Raw genomic sequence first — 15,390 nt, 5'->3', positions numbered from 1 at the left:
TTATAACCCTCTTCACTCTTGGCATGAAGTGGTGATAACGCAAGGGCTTTCAACAACCTATAAGAGATTGATCTCGCTCTTTCTGGCTTTATTGATAGAATCTGTGACCGACCAGTAATACCCTGATTCGGCAGAGTAAAGATGGGTAAAATCATTTGGGAATAAAAGAGAGATTTCTTATTCTATGCCACTAATAACATCTGTCATAAGAGAGTGACTCATGGATCGCATAATTACTTCATCGCGTGACCGCTCATCGCTGCTGAGCACACACAAAGTCCTGCGTAATACCTATTTCCTGCTGAGCCTGACGCTGGCGTTTTCCGCCATTACCGCCACGGCCAGCACCGTGCTGATGCTGCCGTCTCCGGGCCTGATCCTGACGCTGGTTGGCATGTACGGGTTAATGTTCCTGACCTATAAAACGGCCGATAAGCCGGTAGGCATTCTGTCCGCTTTCGCCTTCACCGGTTTCCTGGGCTATATTCTGGGGCCGATTCTGAACGCCTACCTGTCTGCGGGCATGGGTGACGTTATCGGGATGGCGCTGGGTGGTACGGCGCTGGTATTCTTTAGCTGCTCGGCCTACGTGCTGACCACCCGTAAGGACATGTCCTTCCTCGGCGGTATGCTGATGGCCGGTATCGTGGTGGTGCTGATTGGTATGGTGGCGAACATCTTCCTGCAGCTGCCTGCCCTGCACCTGGCGATTAGCGCGGTGTTTATCCTGATCTCTTCCGGTGCCATCCTGTATGAGACCAGCAACATCATCCGCGGCGGTGAGACCAACTACATCCGTGCTACCGTTAGCCTGTACGTCTCGCTGTACAACATCTTCGTCAGCCTGCTGAGCATTCTGGGCTTCGCAAGCCGCGATTAACCCCGACTCAACGGACTCAAGGCCTCGCTTATGCGGGGCCTTTTTATTTGCTACACTCCCCGCCATCTGTTTGTTGCGTGAAATATTATGCTTATCTACGAAAACACCGAAATTGAGACCGATAGCGAAGGCTATCTTAAAGACACTACGCTGTGGAGCGAAGGGCTGGCGGCGGCGATTGCCGCCAATGAAGGTATTGAACTGAGCCCTGAGCACTGGGAAGTGGTGCGTTTTGTGCGTGCGTTTTACCTGGAATTCAACACTTCCCCGGCCATTCGTATGCTGGTCAAAGCGATGGCGAACACCTTCGGCGAAGAGAAAGGTAACAGCCGCTATCTGTATCGTCTGTTCCCGAAAGGCCCGGCTAAACAGGCCACCAAAATCGCGGGCCTGCCTAAGCCTGTGAAGTGCATTTAATAGCGAATGCTGAAGTTGTTCCACGCTTTTTCGGGTTGATGAGGTTCGGCCAGAACTTTATCAACCCGGGCGCTGCGCGGCCCGCCCCCTTTTAACCATGCCAGTAGCTTCTCAACCTGTTCATCATTGCCGCAGGCCACAACCTCCACGCTGCCATCATCCAGGTTCAACGCATAGCCGCGCAGACCAAGGCGCACGGCCTCCTGCTGGGTAAAAAAGCGAAAACCGACGCCCTGCACCTGGCCGTAAACCCAACAAATCACGCATTTATCCATGCGGTTCTCCTCCGGTATGGTTCAGACGATTAACCCCACTCTACCGCCAATTGTCCTGACATTCTTCCGCTGTTCGTTGCATTTGTGCAGCGAAGTCGGGAAAATGCAGCCTGATCCCTTCCTATATAGTCAGATAAAAAACTATGAGTGTACGTTTAGTGTTAGCCAAAGGGCGCGAAAAATCATTGCTGCGCCGTCATCCCTGGGTCTTTTCCGGTGCGGTTGCTCGCATGGAAGGCAAAGCCAGCCTCGGTGAGACCATTGATATTGTTGATCATCAGGGTAAATGGTTAGCCCGTGGCGCATATTCTCCGGCTTCGCAGATCCGCGCTCGCGTGTGGACGTTCGATGCCAACGAAACCATCGATATCGACTTCTTCGTGCGTCGCCTGCAGCAAGCGCAAACCTGGCGCGACTGGCTAGCGCAGAAAGACGGGCTGGACAGCTACCGTCTGATCGCCGGCGAGTCTGACGGCCTGCCGGGCGTGACTATCGACCGCTTCGGTTCCTTCCTGGTGCTGCAGTTGCTGAGCGCCGGTGCCGAATACCAGCGTGCAGCGCTGATTAGCGCCCTGCAAACGCTGTATCCGCAATGTGCGATTTACGATCGTAGCGACGTTGCTGTACGTAAAAAAGAAGGTATGGAGCTGACCCAAGGGCCAGTGACCGGTGAGCTGCCACCAGCCCTGCTGCCGATTGAAGAGCACGGCATGAAGTTGCTGGTCGATATCCAGGGTGGCCATAAAACCGGTTATTACCTCGACCAACGCGACAGCCGTCTGGCAACGCGTCGCTATGTGGCGGATAAACGCGTTCTGAACTGTTTCTCCTACACCGGCGGCTTTGCGGTTTCCGCGCTGATGGGCGGCTGCAGCCAGGTGACTAGCGTGGACACCTCTCAGGAAGCACTGGACGTTGCACGTCAAAACGTCGAGCTGAACAAGCTGGACCTGAGCAAAGCCGAGTTCGTTCGCGACGATGTCTTTAAGCTGCTGCGTAAATACCGCGACCAGGGTGAGAAGTTCGATGTGATCGTGATGGATCCACCGAAATTTGTGGAAAACAAAAGCCAGCTGATGGGTGCCTGCCGCGGCTATAAAGACATCAATATGCTGGCGATCCAACTACTGAATCCAGGCGGCGTGCTGCTGACCTTCTCCTGCTCCGGCCTGATGACGACGGATTTATTCCAGAAAATCATTGCCGACGCCGCAATTGATGCCGGTCGTGATGTACAATTTATAGAGCAGTTCCGTCAGGCAGCCGATCACCCGGTGATTGCAACCTACCCGGAAGGACTGTACCTGAAAGGATTTGCCTGCCGCGTCATGTAACTTGAAAAGCGAAATGGTGTCTATATATGTAGAGATACAGAGATAACGCCATTTCCCGGGAGGTGAGTATGATGATTACCAGCAAATTCGGTATTGGCCAGCAGGTGCGTCACTCCCTGCTGGGCTACCTGGGCGTGGTGGTAGATATCGACCCGGTTTACTCACTTGACGATCCTGACCCCGACGATCTGGCGGCAAGCGACGAGCTTCGTGCTTTGCCGTGGTATCACGTGGTGATGGAAGATGACGAAGGCCAGCCGGTGCATACCTATCTGGCCGAAGCCCAGTTAAGCAGTGAACCGAGAGAAGATCACCCAGAGCAACCTACGATGGATGAACTGGCGCGTACCATCCGCCGACAGCTACAGGCACCGCGGCTACGTAACTAGTTGCCGCATTAATGACAAAACCCCGCATTGCGGGGTTTTTTGTTATGACGCGACGGTGAACTTCTTTATTTTGCGAGGCCCAAACGCGGGATCTCAATCGCCGGGCAACGGTCCATCACCACCTGCAGACCCGCGTTACGCGCCAGCACGGCCGCCTGTTCGTTAATCACCCCAAGCTGCATCCACAGCGTTTTGGCGCCAATCGCAATCGCCTCCTGTGCCACGCCCCATGCGGCTTCGGAATTGCGGAACACATCCACCATATCGACTTTCTCTGGCACATCGGCAAGCGTGGCGTAGCCCTTCTGCCCCAGCAGCGTACCGCCCGCCACCTTCGGTGACACCGGAATCACGCGATAGCCTTGATCCAGCAGGTATTTCATCACCCGATAGCTCGGGCGGTCAGGTTTGTCGCTCGCCCCTACCAGCGCAATGGTGTGGGTGTTGGTCAAAATGTTGGCAATATCATTTTCTGTCATCATTATCCTCCTGGCTAATAGGTTAAGTGTACGCGAGCGCGCTGATGTCGCGCGTCAAATTTTTGCGATTCAGAGCTTGCAGGCTGATTTGCTTGCAGTAATCTGTCTGGATTACACACTTAGGGAATGGCTTTATGGAACTGACGACCCGCACCTTACCGGCGCGTAAACACATTGCTCTGGTGGCACACGACCACTGCAAAGATATGCTGATGAAATGGGTGCAGCGCCACCGGGATTGCCTGGCGCAGCATACGCTGTCCGCCACCGGCACCACCGGTAACCTGGTGCAACGCGCCACCGGTCTGGAAGTGAAAGCTATGCTGAGCGGCCCGATGGGCGGCGATCAGCAGGTTGGCGCACTGATTTCTGAAGGTAAAATTGATGTCCTGATCTTCTTCTGGGACCCGCTAAACGCCGTACCGCACGACCCGGACGTTAAGGCGCTGCTGCGTCTGGCAACCGTCTGGAACATCCCGGTTGCCACCAATGCGTCCACCGCCGACTTTATTATCCAGTCACCGAACTTCAGCGAGCCGGTCGATATTCTTATCCCCGACTATCAGCGCTACCTCTCCGAACGCCTGAAATAAGCGTCCGTCAGGCCCGGAGTCGCAACAGCGGCTCCGGCTTATCTTACGGTTTACGTGCCACCGGCACCGATAGCTGCTTCAAAATATCGACGAACGGTGACGGCTGTTTAGCATTAAACAGTAGCCAGACGCGCAGACGCGCGCGGGTGATAGCCACGTATAGCAAACGACGTTCTTCGGCATCCGGGAAATCTTCCGGTGCAGGCAGCAGCGCTTGTTCCATAATCGACTCCCGCGCGGGGGCCGGGAAACCATCAAACCCTTCCTGTAATCCCAGCACGATAACGTAATCGGCCTGCTGGCCCTTGCTGGCGTGAACGGTCATAAAATCGATATTCAGCTTCGGCCAGCGAGTCGCGGCTTTTTCCAGCGCAGCCGGTTTCAGATGGTGATAGCGCGCCAGCACCAGAATCCGCTGCTCCTCGGTGGCATAGCCGCTGAGCTTATCAAACAGCGCATCAAGCTTATCGTCCTCCAGCAACGTCACCGCATTTTTGTCACCCGCCGTCAGGCTGTTGAGCGGTTTACTCAACTGGTGCGGGTTCTGCTGAATAAAGCGATTGGCAATCTCACCAATACGGCCGTTGAAACGGTAGGTAGTGTCGAGCGCGCAGTTATCGCCTTCGCCAAAATAGTGGTTAAAGGCGGTCGTCAGAGACAGTTGCGCACCGCTAAAGCGATAGATTGCCTGCCAGTCATCGCCCACCGCATAGAGCGAGGTATGCGAATTCTGTTTGCGCAGCGCTGCCAGCAGAGCGGCACGCTGAGGGGAGATATCCTGAAACTCATCAACCAGAATATGCTTCCACGGGCTGACAAAACGCCCTTTTTCCAGAATATTGATGGCCTGATGGATTAGCCCGGAGAAGTCGACGGCGTTTTCTTCTTTCAGCGCCGTTTTCCACGCTTTCAGCAGCGGGGCCATTAGCTTGACGCGTTTGCCAAACAGATCACGTACCTCTTCCGGCGCGCCAGCAATCATCTCCGCCTGAGACCCGCCGTGCATACGCATCAGGCTTACCCAGCGATCAAGGCGGCTTCCCATGCGCTTGATGATCTTCTCATCTTCCCAGAAATTACCCTCGGCGACATCCCAGCCCAGTTCATCCTGGAGCCACAGCCGCCAGCCCTTGGCCTGGGCTTTTTTCTCCCGACACTGCTGCTGCCAGCACTGGGTAAACAGCGCATAACGGGCAGTGGCGTCATTCTCCAGTTTGCTGACCACGGGGACTTTCTTGCTGCCCTGCTGAATAATATGCAGCGCCAGTGCGTGGAAGGTTCGCGCTGTAATAGCATCGGTATGCAGGCGCGTTTGCAGGCGCTCATCCATCTCCTGCGCCGCTTTGCGGCCAAAGGCCAGCAGCAGAATTTGTTCTGCTGAAGCTTCACCACGCGCCAGCAGCCAGCCCGCACGTGCCACCAGCACGGACGTTTTACCGCTACCGGCCCCCGCTAGCACCAGCAGCGAGCGTTCGCCGTTAACCACCGCTCTGGCCTGGGAGGCATTCAGCGGCGATGACTCTATCTGTTCGAAAAATTCATGGTACTGCTCAAGCATCGCATCGGTATAACGTTGATTATGCTGTGCGCGGCCGTTCTCTTTATCTGCGAGCCATGCCTGGCATTGCCGCCACGGCTCACGGCAATTATCAAACGCCTCAAGGCGATCGGTCGGCAGCGGTAAACCTTCCAGTGCCAGTACAATCTGCTCGCGTATCTTTTTCGCCTGTTGACGCGTGAGCCACTGCGTTTCCACACTGCTGCCAGCGATAATCGCCAACTGCTTTTCGAGCAGTTCAGCAGCAATGTCGCTCATCTCCACGCCCCACTGCTGCCAGAGGCCGCTTAAATGACGGTGAAAGCGCTGCGTCTCCCCCCATTCGGTTCCATGCAGGCGCACAACTTTGTCCTCAGGCAACACAAACTCCAGCTCTCCCCACACCAGGCCGCGCTTGCAGTTAATCGCAAGGAGTTGGTTGAAAGGAATGAGATATTCATGTTGAGGGCCGGAAACTCTGACGCCCGCATTGAGGATCTCAACCCGGTCGTAAGGGTGCTGCGCCATGCGCTTGCCCAGCGTCGTTGCTTTTAATTCCATGTTGTGTCGAATCCTGACTTTTTCGATACCTCACAGTGTAACCGCCAGAGAATAGGTGCTCCAGCGCAAAAAAACGTTACAATCATCAGGTCTTATTATTCACAACGCAGCACAGGGGATTTATGCGTACAGTTCTGAATATTTTGAATTTTGTGTTAGGTGGATTTCTGACAACGCTGGGCTGGCTGTTTGCGACGCTGGCCAGCATCATTCTGGTTATCACGCTGCCGCTTACCCGCTCCTGCTGGGAGATAACCAAACTGTCGTTATTGCCTTTTGGCAACGAAGCCGTTCATGTTGACGAACTGGACCCTACCGCCAAAAACGGTGTGATGAACGCGGGCGGAACCGTGCTGAATATCGTCTGGTTCGTGCTGTTTGGCTGGTGGCTGTGCCTGACACATATCGTCGCCGGGATAGCCCAGTGCGTGACCATTATTGGTATCCCCGTCGGTATCGCTAACTTTAAAATTGCCGCCATCGCCCTTTGGCCGGTTGGCCGACGCGTGGTGCCAGTGGAAGTAGCACGCGCGGCGCGTGAAGCCAATGCGCGCCGCCGTTTTCAGTAATCAGGACGATTAATCGCTATGCTAAGCCCGTTGCTTCGCCGCTATACATGGAACAGTACCTGGCTCTACAACGCCAGAATCTTTATCGCGCTCGTCGGCACGACCGCGCTACCCTGGTGGCTGGGCGATGCCAAACTCACCATCCCGCTCACCCTGGGTGTGGTTGCCGCGGCGCTGACCGACCTTGATGACAGACTCACCGGGCGACTGCGCAACCTGGTGATCACCCTTATCTGCTTCTTTATCGCTTCCGCATCGGTCGAACTACTGTTTCCGTGGCCGTGGATGTTTGCGCTGGGTTTAACCATTTCGACCATTGGTTTTATTCTGCTCGGCGGCCTGGGGCAACGCTATGCGACCATCGCCTTTGGCGCGCTGCTGATTGCCATTTATACCATGCTTGGTGTGTCACTTTACGCGCACTGGTATCAACAGCCACTGCTGCTGATTGCCGGTGCCGTCTGGTATAACGTGCTGACGCTAACCGGCCACCTGATTTTTCCTATCCGTCCGTTGCAGGATAACCTCGCCCGCAGCTATGAACAGCTTTCACGCTATCTTGAGCTGAAGTCGCGCCTGTTTGACCCAGACCTGGATGATAAAGACCAGGCGCCGCTGTATGAACTGGCGCTAGCCAATGGTCAGCTAATGGCAACGCTCAACCAGACTAAGGCTTCTTTATTAACGCGTCTGCGCGGTGACCGTGGGCAGCGCAGCACGCGTCGAACGCTGCACTACTATTTTGTTGCTCAGGATATTCATGAACGCGCCAGTTCATCGCATATCCAGTATCAGGCACTGCGCGATACCTTCCGCTACAGCGACGTGATGTTCCGCTTCCAACGACTGCTCTCCATGCAATCGATGGCCTGTCAGGATTTGGCAAAAGCTATTTTGCTGCGTACGCCCTACCAGCACGATGCCCGGTTTGAGCGCGCATTTTCCCATCTCGATGCTGCATTAGACCGCGTTCGCGCCAGCGGCGCTGCGCCAGAACAGATGAAAGCGCTCGGTTTTTTACTCAACAACCTGCGCGCCATTGATGCGCAGTTGGCGACCATCGAGTCAGAACAACTGCAGTCTCAGACGAAAAGCGAAACGGAAACCCTGTTAGCGGACGACAGCCTGCACGGTTTTGCCGACATTCGCTCGCGCCTGAGCCGCAATATGTCGCCGGAGTCGGCGCTATTTCGTCACGCAGTGCGTATGTCGCTGGTGCTATGCGCAGGCTATGCGTTTATTCAGTTCACCGGTTTAGAGCATGGCTACTGGATCTTGCTCACCAGCCTATTTGTCTGCCAGCCCAACTATAACGCCACCCGTCATCGCCTGGCGCTGCGTATCATCGGTACGCTAGTCGGCGTGGCGCTTGGGCTGCCGATTCTATGGCTGGTACCTTCGCTTGAGGGCCAACTGGCGCTGATTGTTGTCACCGGCGTTCTGTTCTTTGCGTTTCGCAACGTTCAGTATGCCCACGCGACGATGTTTATCACGTTATTGGTACTGCTGTGCTTTAATCTGCTCGGCGAGGGCTTCGAAGTGGCGCTGCCGCGCGTGGTGGATACGTTAATTGGCTGCGGTATAGCCTGGGTCGCCGTCAGCTTTATCTGGCCTGACTGGAAGTTCCGCAACCTTCCTCGCGTGCTGGAGCGCGCGGTAGACGCCAACTGCCGCTATCTGGATGCGATTCTTGAACAATACCACCAGGGGCGCGATAACCGGCTGGCCTATCGAATCGCACGACGAGATGCCCATAATCGCGATGCCGAGTTAGCCTCCGTGGTCTCTAATATGTCGAGCGAACCGAAAGTAACCGCCGAAATGCAAGAGACGGCGTTTCGTCTGCTGTGCCTGAACCATACCCTCACCAGCTATATTTCCGCCCTGGGAGCCCATAGGGAAAAACTGGCTACGGCAGAAATACTGGCTCTTCTGGACGATGCGGTATGCTACGTCGACGATGCCCTGCACCACCAGCCTTCCGATGAAGAGCGGGTGCAGCAGGCATTAAGCGGCTTAGCCGCGCGAATCCAACATCTCGATCCTCGCCCAGACAGCAAAGAGCCATTAGTGTTGCAACAAATCGGCCTGATGATTTCGTTGTTACCTGAAATCTGCCGCCTGCAAAAGCAGGTTATGGCATAACATCAGTTGTACGGGCATTGGCTAATGCCCATTCCAGCAACTCCTGGCGCCGCTGCGCCGGGAGCGTTGCGGCATGAACCCCGACAATCGCCCCTTCCAATGAATACAGCACATTAATACTGATCTGTTTGCGAATGCGACGAAGCGCGAGCCATGCCTCTTCCGCACCTATCTGCTGTAGCATTCGAACATCCTTAATGCCCGCTTCACTCAGCAACAGCTCCATATGAAAAGAAAGATTGGGAAGATCTTTAATCCTCTGCGGCCCCTGCTGGATTTTCTCCCGCCGTGCGTCTGCCAGCGAGAACTGTCCAAGCTGTAATAACGTCGGCTGATCGGACCAAAGCATATTGTCGACGTGGAAATATTTTAACTGCTGTGAACATCCTCTTTTGCGTAATGTTAATAATGGAGGCGAATGCTTAGCCTGGTATGGCGCACTCTCCTCGCACATTCTCAGGTACAGTTCCCCTTCAGAAACCATTGCAAACACCGCATTGTTGACGGCAAGGCTGTAGCCGCCGAACAGCGCCCGTGACTTGATTTTGCCCAACAGCGAAAAGTATTTCTGGGACTGATAAATCCGTTTATACGATATTTTCTTCATGATTAATCCTTAATAATCATGGACATGGGTGTATTAAATTAATTAATGGAAGGCATAATAAGCAACATAGGCGCGTTCTTTCGGCGCGGCAAGGTGAATTTACCATCAGGGGCATTTAGAGTGCATTTTTGCGAGTTGCTTTCAGAAAATGAGGTTGATCTTTAATCTTCAGGGTAGTACTGTATATCCATACAGTAACCCACAGGGCTGGATTAACTATGTATACTTCTGGTGTTGTAAATCGTTCTTCTGCTGCGGCAACCACTACCGCTTCCCATACTTTTACCTCTGTAAAAGCGCCGTCTGCTGCTTTAATCAGCGAAGTTCTTTATCGGGAAGATCAGCCAATGATGGCGCAGCTATTACTCTTACCGTTGCTGCAGCAGCTCGGTCAGCAGTCCCGTTGGCAGCTTTGGCTAACGCCGCAACAAAAGTTAAGCCGCGAGTGGGTACAGTCATCCGGTCTGCCGCTAACGAAAGTCATGCAACTGCGCCAGATGTCCTCATACGACATGCTTGATTCTATGGTTCGGGCATCCCGGACTGGAAATTATAGTGTGGTTATCGGCTGGCTGACGGATGAATTATCAGCAGAAGAACATGCCCGATTACAACGTGCTGCGGAGGAAGGTAACGCGATGGTGCTCATTATGCGACCAGTTCAGTCTACATCTCACCCAACAGGACAATTTAATGGGCTAAAAATTCACTCAAATTTGTATCATTGAGTGAAATTAGGATTATTCCTGGGATTTTTTTTGCGGTTTTTTTATCTCCACGATTTTTCGGCTGATTTTAGACAGAATGCTTGTCTGGTGCGGTTCGCGGTATTTTATATCGATTAATTTTTCGACATATTTGTTAAATATTGCATATACAACTCTTTTTTTTTCATAAGCCTGACGGAGTTCACACTTGTAAGTTTCGAGCGACGTTGTAGACTTTACATCGCCAGGGGTGCTCAAGCTTAACCGCAGTTATCTGCTGAGTATTTTATTAAGCCACGCCCCCGGTGGAAGGATTTAACCGTGAGTCTATTTAGAACTTCATGGCAAATTTTGGATGATAACGAGGCGCAAAAAATGAAAAAGACAGCTATCGCGATTGCAGTGGCACTGGCAGGCTTCGCTTCTGTAGCGCAGGCCGCTCCGCAAGACAACACCTGGTACGCAGGTGGTAAACTGGGTTGGTCCCAGTTCCATGACACCGGCTGGTACAACAGCTCCCTGAACAACGACGGTTCTACCCACAACAGCCAGCTTGGCGCAGGCGCGTTCGGTGGCTACCAGGTTAACCCGTACGTTGGCTTCGAAATGGGCTACGACTGGTTGGGTCGTATGGAATACACTGGTACCGCGACAAGCGGCGCACTGAAAGCTCAGGGCGTACAGCTGACCGCTAAACTGGGCTACCCAGTAACCGACGACCTGGACATCTACACCCGTCTGGGCGGCATGGTATGGCGTGCTGATTCCAACAACACCACCGATGGTGTTGGTAAAAACCACGACACCGGCGTTTCCCCAGTATTCGCTGGCGGCGTTGAGTGGGCTGTTACTCGTGACATCGCTACCCGTCTGGAATACCAGTGGGTTAACAACATCGGCGACGCAAACAGCGTTGGCGTACGTCCTGACAACGGCATGCTGAGCGTAGGCGTTTCCTACCGCTTCGGCCAGCAGGATGCAGCAGCTCCAGTAATCGCTCCAGCTCCGGCTCCAGCTCCAGAAGTACAGACCAAACACTTCACTCTGAAGTCTGACGTTCTGTTCAACTTCAACAAAGCTACTCTGAAACCAGAAGGTAAGCAGGCTCTGGATCAGATGTACTCCCAGCTGAGCAACCTGGATCCTAAAGAAGGTTCCGTAGTGGTTCTGGGCTTCACCGACCGTATCGGTTCTGACGCTTACAACCAGGGTCTGTCCGAAAAACGTGCACAGTCCGTTGTTGATTACCTGGTATCTAAAGGTATCCCAGCTGACAAAATCTCCGCACGTGGCATGGGCAAATCTAACCCAGTTACTGGCAACACCTGTGACAGCGTGAAAGCGAAAGCTGCGCTGATCGACTGCCTGGCACCAGATCGTCGCGTAGAGATCGAAGTTAAAGGTAGCAAAGACGTTGTAACTCAGCCTCAGGCTTAAGTTCTCGTCTAATAAAAAACCCCGCTCTGCGGGGTTTTTTTGGTCTGAATCTAAAGCAACCGACATTATAGCAGCGGTATCGCCTACTTCTCTTTGCCCAGCATTGCTTCCAGATCCTGCTTCAGGCTGGACATCTTCGTCGCATACTTCTCTTTATTCTCGGCATCTTCAATCAGCTGAACAACCGTTTCAGATAAGGTTTTACCCCGGCGCTGCGCAAGCCCTGCCAGGCGCTGCCAGACGACGAACTCCAGATCGATAGACTTCTTACGGGTATGCTGATGCTCGGCGTTAAAATGACGTTTACGGCGTGCGCGAATCGTCTGCTTCATACGGTTCACCAGCTGCGGGTTCATGTGCTGGGTAATCCAGTCATTCACCAGAACCGGTTCATTTTCCAGTTTCAGCAAAACATCGACAGCCTCTTGCGCAGCGCTGGCTTCAATGTAACGGGTAATGGACTCGCCTTCCCGGTGCTTTTTCACCAGGTATTTCCATTTCCAGCCGCTTTCAAGATTTTCCAGTTGTTGATATTTCATTGCGATCTCAGTGTGACCGTGTAACTCTTTTCAGGATAACAGTTTTTCCTCAATGTGCTGAGAAGAAATCTGCAACTGTGATACGGATAAGGCTGACGCCCGAAGATACTTCCCTATTCTCCGTGAGCTTCCCAACGGCATCAGGTATAATCACGCACTTTACATCTGACTAAAAATAGCGACATTGACTATAAATACTCTTTCCCGGCGCTTTCTCGCCCCCGCGACTGAAGCATACCAGGCGCTATTTGCCCAGCCTGATTTAGCCTCAGAAAACGACGCATTATTCAGCGAACTCCAGGCCCGTTTACACTACGCGCTGGAGCAGTTTCTGCATCCACAGGGGATCTCCCCATTCTTGCTGGTCAAAGCACCAGAAGAAAAAGAGTACCTGCAGCTGCTCTCGCAAACGGCCCTCTCTCTGCGCAATAGCGATGAATCCGCTCTGACGGGCGTCGATTATCAGGTTGTTGGTGGCAAAGTCACCGTACAGCCTGCCCGTAGCGCAGAGGACAACTTCGCAAGCCGCGGCCCCATCATTTTTGCTGACTGGGTCGAAGCAGAACAACTTTTTGGCTGTGTTCGTCAGTTTAACGGCGAAATCAGCCTGCAGCCTGGTCTGGTGCATCAGGCCAACGGCGGCATTCTGATCCTCTCTTTACGCACGCTGATGTCGCAGCCCATTCTGTGGATGCGCTTAAAAAACATCGTCACTCAACAGCGCTTCGACTGGCTGACCTTTGACGATGCGCGCCCGCTGCCGGTAAGTATCCCTTCTATGCCGTTAACGCTTAAGGTCATGCTTGTCGGTGAGCGTGAATCGCTGGCGGACTTCCAGGAAATGGAGCCTGAACTGGCCGAATCCTCGCTGTACAGCGAGTTTGAAGATAGCCTGCAGCTGACGGACGAAGAAGCCCTCAGACAATGGTGTCAGTGGGTCTCCGGGGTGGCACGTGAGAAATCGCTGCCAGGGCTTACTGCCGACGCCTGGCCACTTCTGATGCAGGAAGGTGCCCGTTACACCGGCGACCAGGAAGTGATGCCGCTCTGCCCGCTGTGGATTAGCCGTCAGCTGCGTGAAGCCGCACCGTTTACCACAGACCGTACTATCAATGCCGAACAGCTGAAAACGATGCTGGTACAGCGCCAGTGGCGCGAAGGGTTCCTGGCCGAGCGTATGCAGGACGAAATCCTGCTTGAGCAGATCCTGATTGAAACCGAAGGCGAATGCATCGGTCAGATCAACGCCCTGTCGGTCATTGATTTCCCTGGTCACCCTCGCCCGTTCGGTGAACCCTCACGCATTAGCTGCGTAGTGCACATCGGCGACGGCGAGTTTACCGACGTCGAACGTAAAGCCGAACTCGGTGGCAATATTCACGCCAAAGGGATGATGTTAATGCAGGCCTTCTTAATGGCCGAGCTGGATCTGGAACAGCAGCTGCCGTTCTCTGCCTCCATCACCTTTGAACAATCTTACAGTGAAGTCGACGGCGACAGCGCCTCTATGGCCGAGCTCTGTGCGCTCATCAGCGCCCTGGCGAACGTGCCGATTAACCAAAGCATTGCCATGACCGGCTCTGTCGATCAGTTTGGTCGCGCCCAGCCGGTTGGCGGCCTGAATGAAAAAATCGAAGGTTTCTTTGCTATCTGCGCTCAGCGCGGCCTGAGCGGCAAGCAGGGGGTGATTATTCCTTCCGCTAACGTTCGCCACCTGAGCCTCGCAACCGAGGTGCAGGAAGCGGTAGAGGCCGGAGAATTCTCCATCTGGGCTATTGATGATGTGACCGATGCGCTGCCGCTTCTCATGCAATTGAACTGGGACGGTGAAGGACAGACGCTGTTGCAAACTATTCAGGAACGCATTGCACAAGCTACGCAGCAGGAGCCTCGTTACCGCTATCCGTGGCCGTTACGCTGGTTAAATCGTTCAGCTTCCAACTGATCGGACTTGTTCAGCGTACACGTGTTAGCTATCCTGCGTCCCGAACTCAAAATAAGGCTTACTGAAAACATGGTAGATAAACGCGAATCCTATACAAAAGAAGACCTTCTTGCCTCTGGTCGCGGTGAACTGTTTGGCGCTAAAGGCCCGCAGTTGCCAGCTCCGAGCATGCTGATGATGGATCGTGTCATTTCAATGACCGAAACCGGCGGCAACTTTGACAAGGGTTATGTTGAAGCTGAGCTCGATATCAATCCTGACCTGTGGTTCTTTGGTTGCCACTTTATCGGCGATCCAGTCATGCCAGGCTGCCTGGGTCTGGACGCAATGTGGCAGTTAGTTGGTTTCTACCTCGGCTGGCTGGGCGGCGAAGGCAAAGGCCGTGCGCTCGGCGTGGGTGAAGTTAAATTCACCGGCCAGGTTCTGCCAACCGCGAAGAAAGTGACCTACCGTATTCACTTCAAGCGTATTGTTAACCGTCGTCTGATCATGGGTCTGGCGGATGGTGAAGTGCTGGTTGATGGTCGTCTGATCTATACCGCTAACGATCTGAAAGTGGGCCTGTTCCAGGACACTTCTGCATTCTGATGCTGTTTGTCGTCAGAGGGAACTGACGACAGAGTAGCGTTGTGAATCTAAAGGCGAAACCTCCGCACTGCGGAGGTTTCTTTTTAAAGAGACAGTGTCAGGCGACTACCGCCCTGTCCTCCATGGCTTCTCGCCAGCCTCCCAGCCAGTAAGACCTCTGGTTAATGGTCTGGTATGGACACATTTCTTTTGGTCGTCCGGTGATCCCGGCCTGATACCCACGCTGATGTGCCCGCTCCAGGCGATCTCGTTTTTGTCTCTTCATGCCTCGTTTCCCTCATATCTTGGTCTGGTGGAAAAGAAAACAGTGGTTACAAAGTGTGCAGCCACATAATACGAATACCGCTAAACCATTCCCCCGTCAATGCGCAGAATTCATACCAATGTC

General features: G+C 53.7%; 17 protein-coding genes. 11 read left to right on the top strand and 6 right to left on the bottom strand.

The genetic code is table 11. The features are described from left to right. The first annotated feature begins 220 nt into the window (after positions 1–220). Positions 221–880, top strand: a complete 660-nt coding sequence (gene yccA, locus AB2B48_RS01835; protein WP_052284078.1) for an FtsH protease modulator YccA — start codon at positions 221–223, stop codon at positions 878–880. Between the two features lie 87 nt (positions 881–967). Continuing rightward, a complete protein-coding gene (gene tusE, locus AB2B48_RS01830; protein WP_185666528.1) occupies positions 968–1,297 on the top strand; it encodes a sulfurtransferase TusE in 330 nt (109 codons plus the stop codon). Here tusE and yccX read toward each other — a convergent pair. After that, the gene (gene yccX, locus AB2B48_RS01825; protein ID WP_368300639.1) at positions 1,294–1,572 is read right to left on the bottom strand and encodes an acylphosphatase; all 279 of its coding nucleotides are present in this window, start codon (positions 1,570–1,572) and stop codon (positions 1,294–1,296) included. The two genes, tusE and yccX, sit on opposite strands and share 4 nt — an antisense overlap. 143 nt (positions 1,573–1,715) lie before the next feature. Between yccX and rlmI the strand changes: the two genes are divergently transcribed. Beyond that, entirely contained in the window at positions 1,716–2,906 is a 1,191-nt protein-coding gene (rlmI, locus tag AB2B48_RS01820; RefSeq protein ID WP_185666530.1) for a 23S rRNA (cytosine(1962)-C(5))-methyltransferase RlmI, read from the top strand. Positions 2,907–2,977: 71 nt separating this feature from the next. Beyond that, positions 2,978–3,295 carry a heat shock protein HspQ gene (gene hspQ / locus AB2B48_RS01815; protein WP_220441056.1) on the top strand — a complete coding sequence of 106 codons (318 nt, stop codon included), beginning with the start codon at positions 2,978–2,980 and terminating at the stop codon, positions 3,293–3,295. A 65-nt stretch (positions 3,296–3,360) separates the two neighbouring features. Here the strand turns inward: hspQ and AB2B48_RS01810 are convergent, their stop codons facing one another. Next, complete coding sequence (locus AB2B48_RS01810; protein ID WP_185666755.1) at positions 3,361–3,774, bottom strand: CoA-binding protein; 414 nt, start codon at positions 3,772–3,774, stop codon at positions 3,361–3,363. Positions 3,775–3,908: 134 nt separating this feature from the next. Between AB2B48_RS01810 and mgsA the strand changes: the two genes are divergently transcribed. Further along, positions 3,909–4,367, top strand: coding sequence for a methylglyoxal synthase (gene mgsA, locus AB2B48_RS01805; protein ID WP_185666531.1), 459 nt, complete (start codon positions 3,909–3,911; stop codon positions 4,365–4,367). A 43-nt stretch (positions 4,368–4,410) separates the two neighbouring features. Here mgsA and helD read toward each other — a convergent pair whose 3' ends face one another. Next, entirely contained in the window at positions 4,411–6,465 is a 2,055-nt protein-coding gene (gene helD / locus AB2B48_RS01800) for a DNA helicase IV (protein WP_368300638.1), read from the bottom strand. Between the two features lie 122 nt (positions 6,466–6,587). On the opposite strand from helD, the gene AB2B48_RS01795 reads away from it, so the two are divergent. Together AB2B48_RS01795 and yccS are read left to right on the top strand one after the other, a co-directional pair. Then, positions 6,588–7,034, top strand: a complete 447-nt coding sequence (locus tag AB2B48_RS01795) for a YccF domain-containing protein (RefSeq protein ID WP_185666533.1) — start codon at positions 6,588–6,590, stop codon at positions 7,032–7,034. 18 nt (positions 7,035–7,052) lie between these two features. Beyond that, on the top strand, positions 7,053–9,179 hold the full coding sequence (gene yccS / locus AB2B48_RS01790; RefSeq protein ID WP_368300637.1) for a YccS family putative transporter: 2,127 nt from the start codon (positions 7,053–7,055) through the stop codon (positions 9,177–9,179). On the opposite strand, the gene AB2B48_RS01785 is transcribed toward yccS, so the two are convergent. Beyond that, positions 9,169–9,786, bottom strand: a complete 618-nt coding sequence (locus AB2B48_RS01785; RefSeq protein ID WP_368300636.1) for a TfoX/Sxy family DNA transformation protein — start codon at positions 9,784–9,786, stop codon at positions 9,169–9,171. The two genes, yccS and AB2B48_RS01785, sit on opposite strands and share 11 nt — an antisense overlap. A gap of 218 nt (positions 9,787–10,004) precedes the next feature. Between AB2B48_RS01785 and sulA the strand changes: the two genes are divergently transcribed. Together sulA and ompA are read left to right on the top strand one after the other, a co-directional pair. Then, entirely contained in the window at positions 10,005–10,514 is a 510-nt protein-coding gene (sulA, locus tag AB2B48_RS01780) for an SOS-induced cell division inhibitor SulA (RefSeq protein ID WP_368300635.1), read from the top strand. 354 nt (positions 10,515–10,868) lie between these two features. Continuing rightward, positions 10,869–11,930, top strand: coding sequence for a porin OmpA (gene ompA / locus AB2B48_RS01775; RefSeq protein ID WP_368300634.1), 1,062 nt, complete (start codon positions 10,869–10,871; stop codon positions 11,928–11,930). A gap of 83 nt (positions 11,931–12,013) precedes the next feature. On the opposite strand, the gene matP is transcribed toward ompA, so the two are convergent. Beyond that, on the bottom strand, positions 12,014–12,469 hold the full coding sequence (matP, locus tag AB2B48_RS01770) for a macrodomain Ter protein MatP (RefSeq protein WP_368300633.1): 456 nt from the start codon (positions 12,467–12,469) through the stop codon (positions 12,014–12,016). Positions 12,470–12,653: 184 nt separating this feature from the next. Between matP and AB2B48_RS01765 the strand changes: the two genes are divergently transcribed. Together AB2B48_RS01765 and fabA are read left to right on the top strand one after the other, a co-directional pair. Next, positions 12,654–14,414, top strand: coding sequence for a Lon protease family protein (locus tag AB2B48_RS01765; RefSeq protein WP_333011922.1), 1,761 nt, complete (start codon positions 12,654–12,656; stop codon positions 14,412–14,414). A gap of 69 nt (positions 14,415–14,483) precedes the next feature. Next, positions 14,484–15,002, top strand: a complete 519-nt coding sequence (gene fabA / locus AB2B48_RS01760) for a bifunctional 3-hydroxydecanoyl-ACP dehydratase/trans-2-decenoyl-ACP isomerase (RefSeq protein ID WP_185666540.1) — start codon at positions 14,484–14,486, stop codon at positions 15,000–15,002. Between the two features lie 97 nt (positions 15,003–15,099). Here fabA and rmf read toward each other — a convergent pair whose 3' ends face one another. Beyond that, complete coding sequence (rmf, locus tag AB2B48_RS01755; RefSeq protein ID WP_035892402.1) at positions 15,100–15,267, bottom strand: ribosome modulation factor; 168 nt, start codon at positions 15,265–15,267, stop codon at positions 15,100–15,102. Positions 15,268–15,390 lie beyond the last annotated feature (123 nt).

The sequence above is a fragment of the Kluyvera sichuanensis genome, from assembly GCF_040930405.1.
GTDB lineage: Bacteria > Pseudomonadota > Gammaproteobacteria > Enterobacterales > Enterobacteriaceae > Kluyvera > Kluyvera sichuanensis.
The sequence above is the reverse complement of the archived record's forward strand: the minus strand, read 5'-3'. Positions and strand labels throughout refer to the sequence as shown.

Bases quoted from the DNA above. Each gene is read 5' to 3' on its own strand.
- yccA (WP_052284078.1), top strand. From the start codon at position 221: ATGGATCGCATAATTACTTCATCGCGTGACCGCTCATCGCTGCTGAGC.
- tusE (WP_185666528.1), top strand. From the start codon at position 968: ATGCTTATCTACGAAAACACCGAAATTGAGACCGATAGCGAAGGCTAT.
- yccX (WP_368300639.1), bottom strand. From the start codon at position 1,572: ATGGATAAATGCGTGATTTGTTGGGTTTACGGCCAGGTGCAGGGCGTC.
- rlmI (WP_185666530.1), top strand. From the start codon at position 1,716: ATGAGTGTACGTTTAGTGTTAGCCAAAGGGCGCGAAAAATCATTGCTG.
- hspQ (WP_220441056.1), top strand. From the start codon at position 2,978: ATGATTACCAGCAAATTCGGTATTGGCCAGCAGGTGCGTCACTCCCTG.
- AB2B48_RS01810 (WP_185666755.1), bottom strand. From the start codon at position 3,774: ATGACAGAAAATGATATTGCCAACATTTTGACCAACACCCACACCATT.
- mgsA (WP_185666531.1), top strand. From the start codon at position 3,909: ATGGAACTGACGACCCGCACCTTACCGGCGCGTAAACACATTGCTCTG.
- helD (WP_368300638.1), bottom strand. From the start codon at position 6,465: ATGGAATTAAAAGCAACGACGCTGGGCAAGCGCATGGCGCAGCACCCT.
- AB2B48_RS01795 (WP_185666533.1), top strand. From the start codon at position 6,588: ATGCGTACAGTTCTGAATATTTTGAATTTTGTGTTAGGTGGATTTCTG.
- yccS (WP_368300637.1), top strand. From the start codon at position 7,053: ATGCTAAGCCCGTTGCTTCGCCGCTATACATGGAACAGTACCTGGCTC.
- AB2B48_RS01785 (WP_368300636.1), bottom strand. From the start codon at position 9,786: ATGAAGAAAATATCGTATAAACGGATTTATCAGTCCCAGAAATACTTT.
- sulA (WP_368300635.1), top strand. From the start codon at position 10,005: ATGTATACTTCTGGTGTTGTAAATCGTTCTTCTGCTGCGGCAACCACT.
- ompA (WP_368300634.1), top strand. From the start codon at position 10,869: ATGAAAAAGACAGCTATCGCGATTGCAGTGGCACTGGCAGGCTTCGCT.
- matP (WP_368300633.1), bottom strand. From the start codon at position 12,469: ATGAAATATCAACAACTGGAAAATCTTGAAAGCGGCTGGAAATGGAAA.
- fabA (WP_185666540.1), top strand. From the start codon at position 14,484: ATGGTAGATAAACGCGAATCCTATACAAAAGAAGACCTTCTTGCCTCT.
- rmf (WP_035892402.1), bottom strand. From the start codon at position 15,267: ATGAAGAGACAAAAACGAGATCGCCTGGAGCGGGCACATCAGCGTGGG.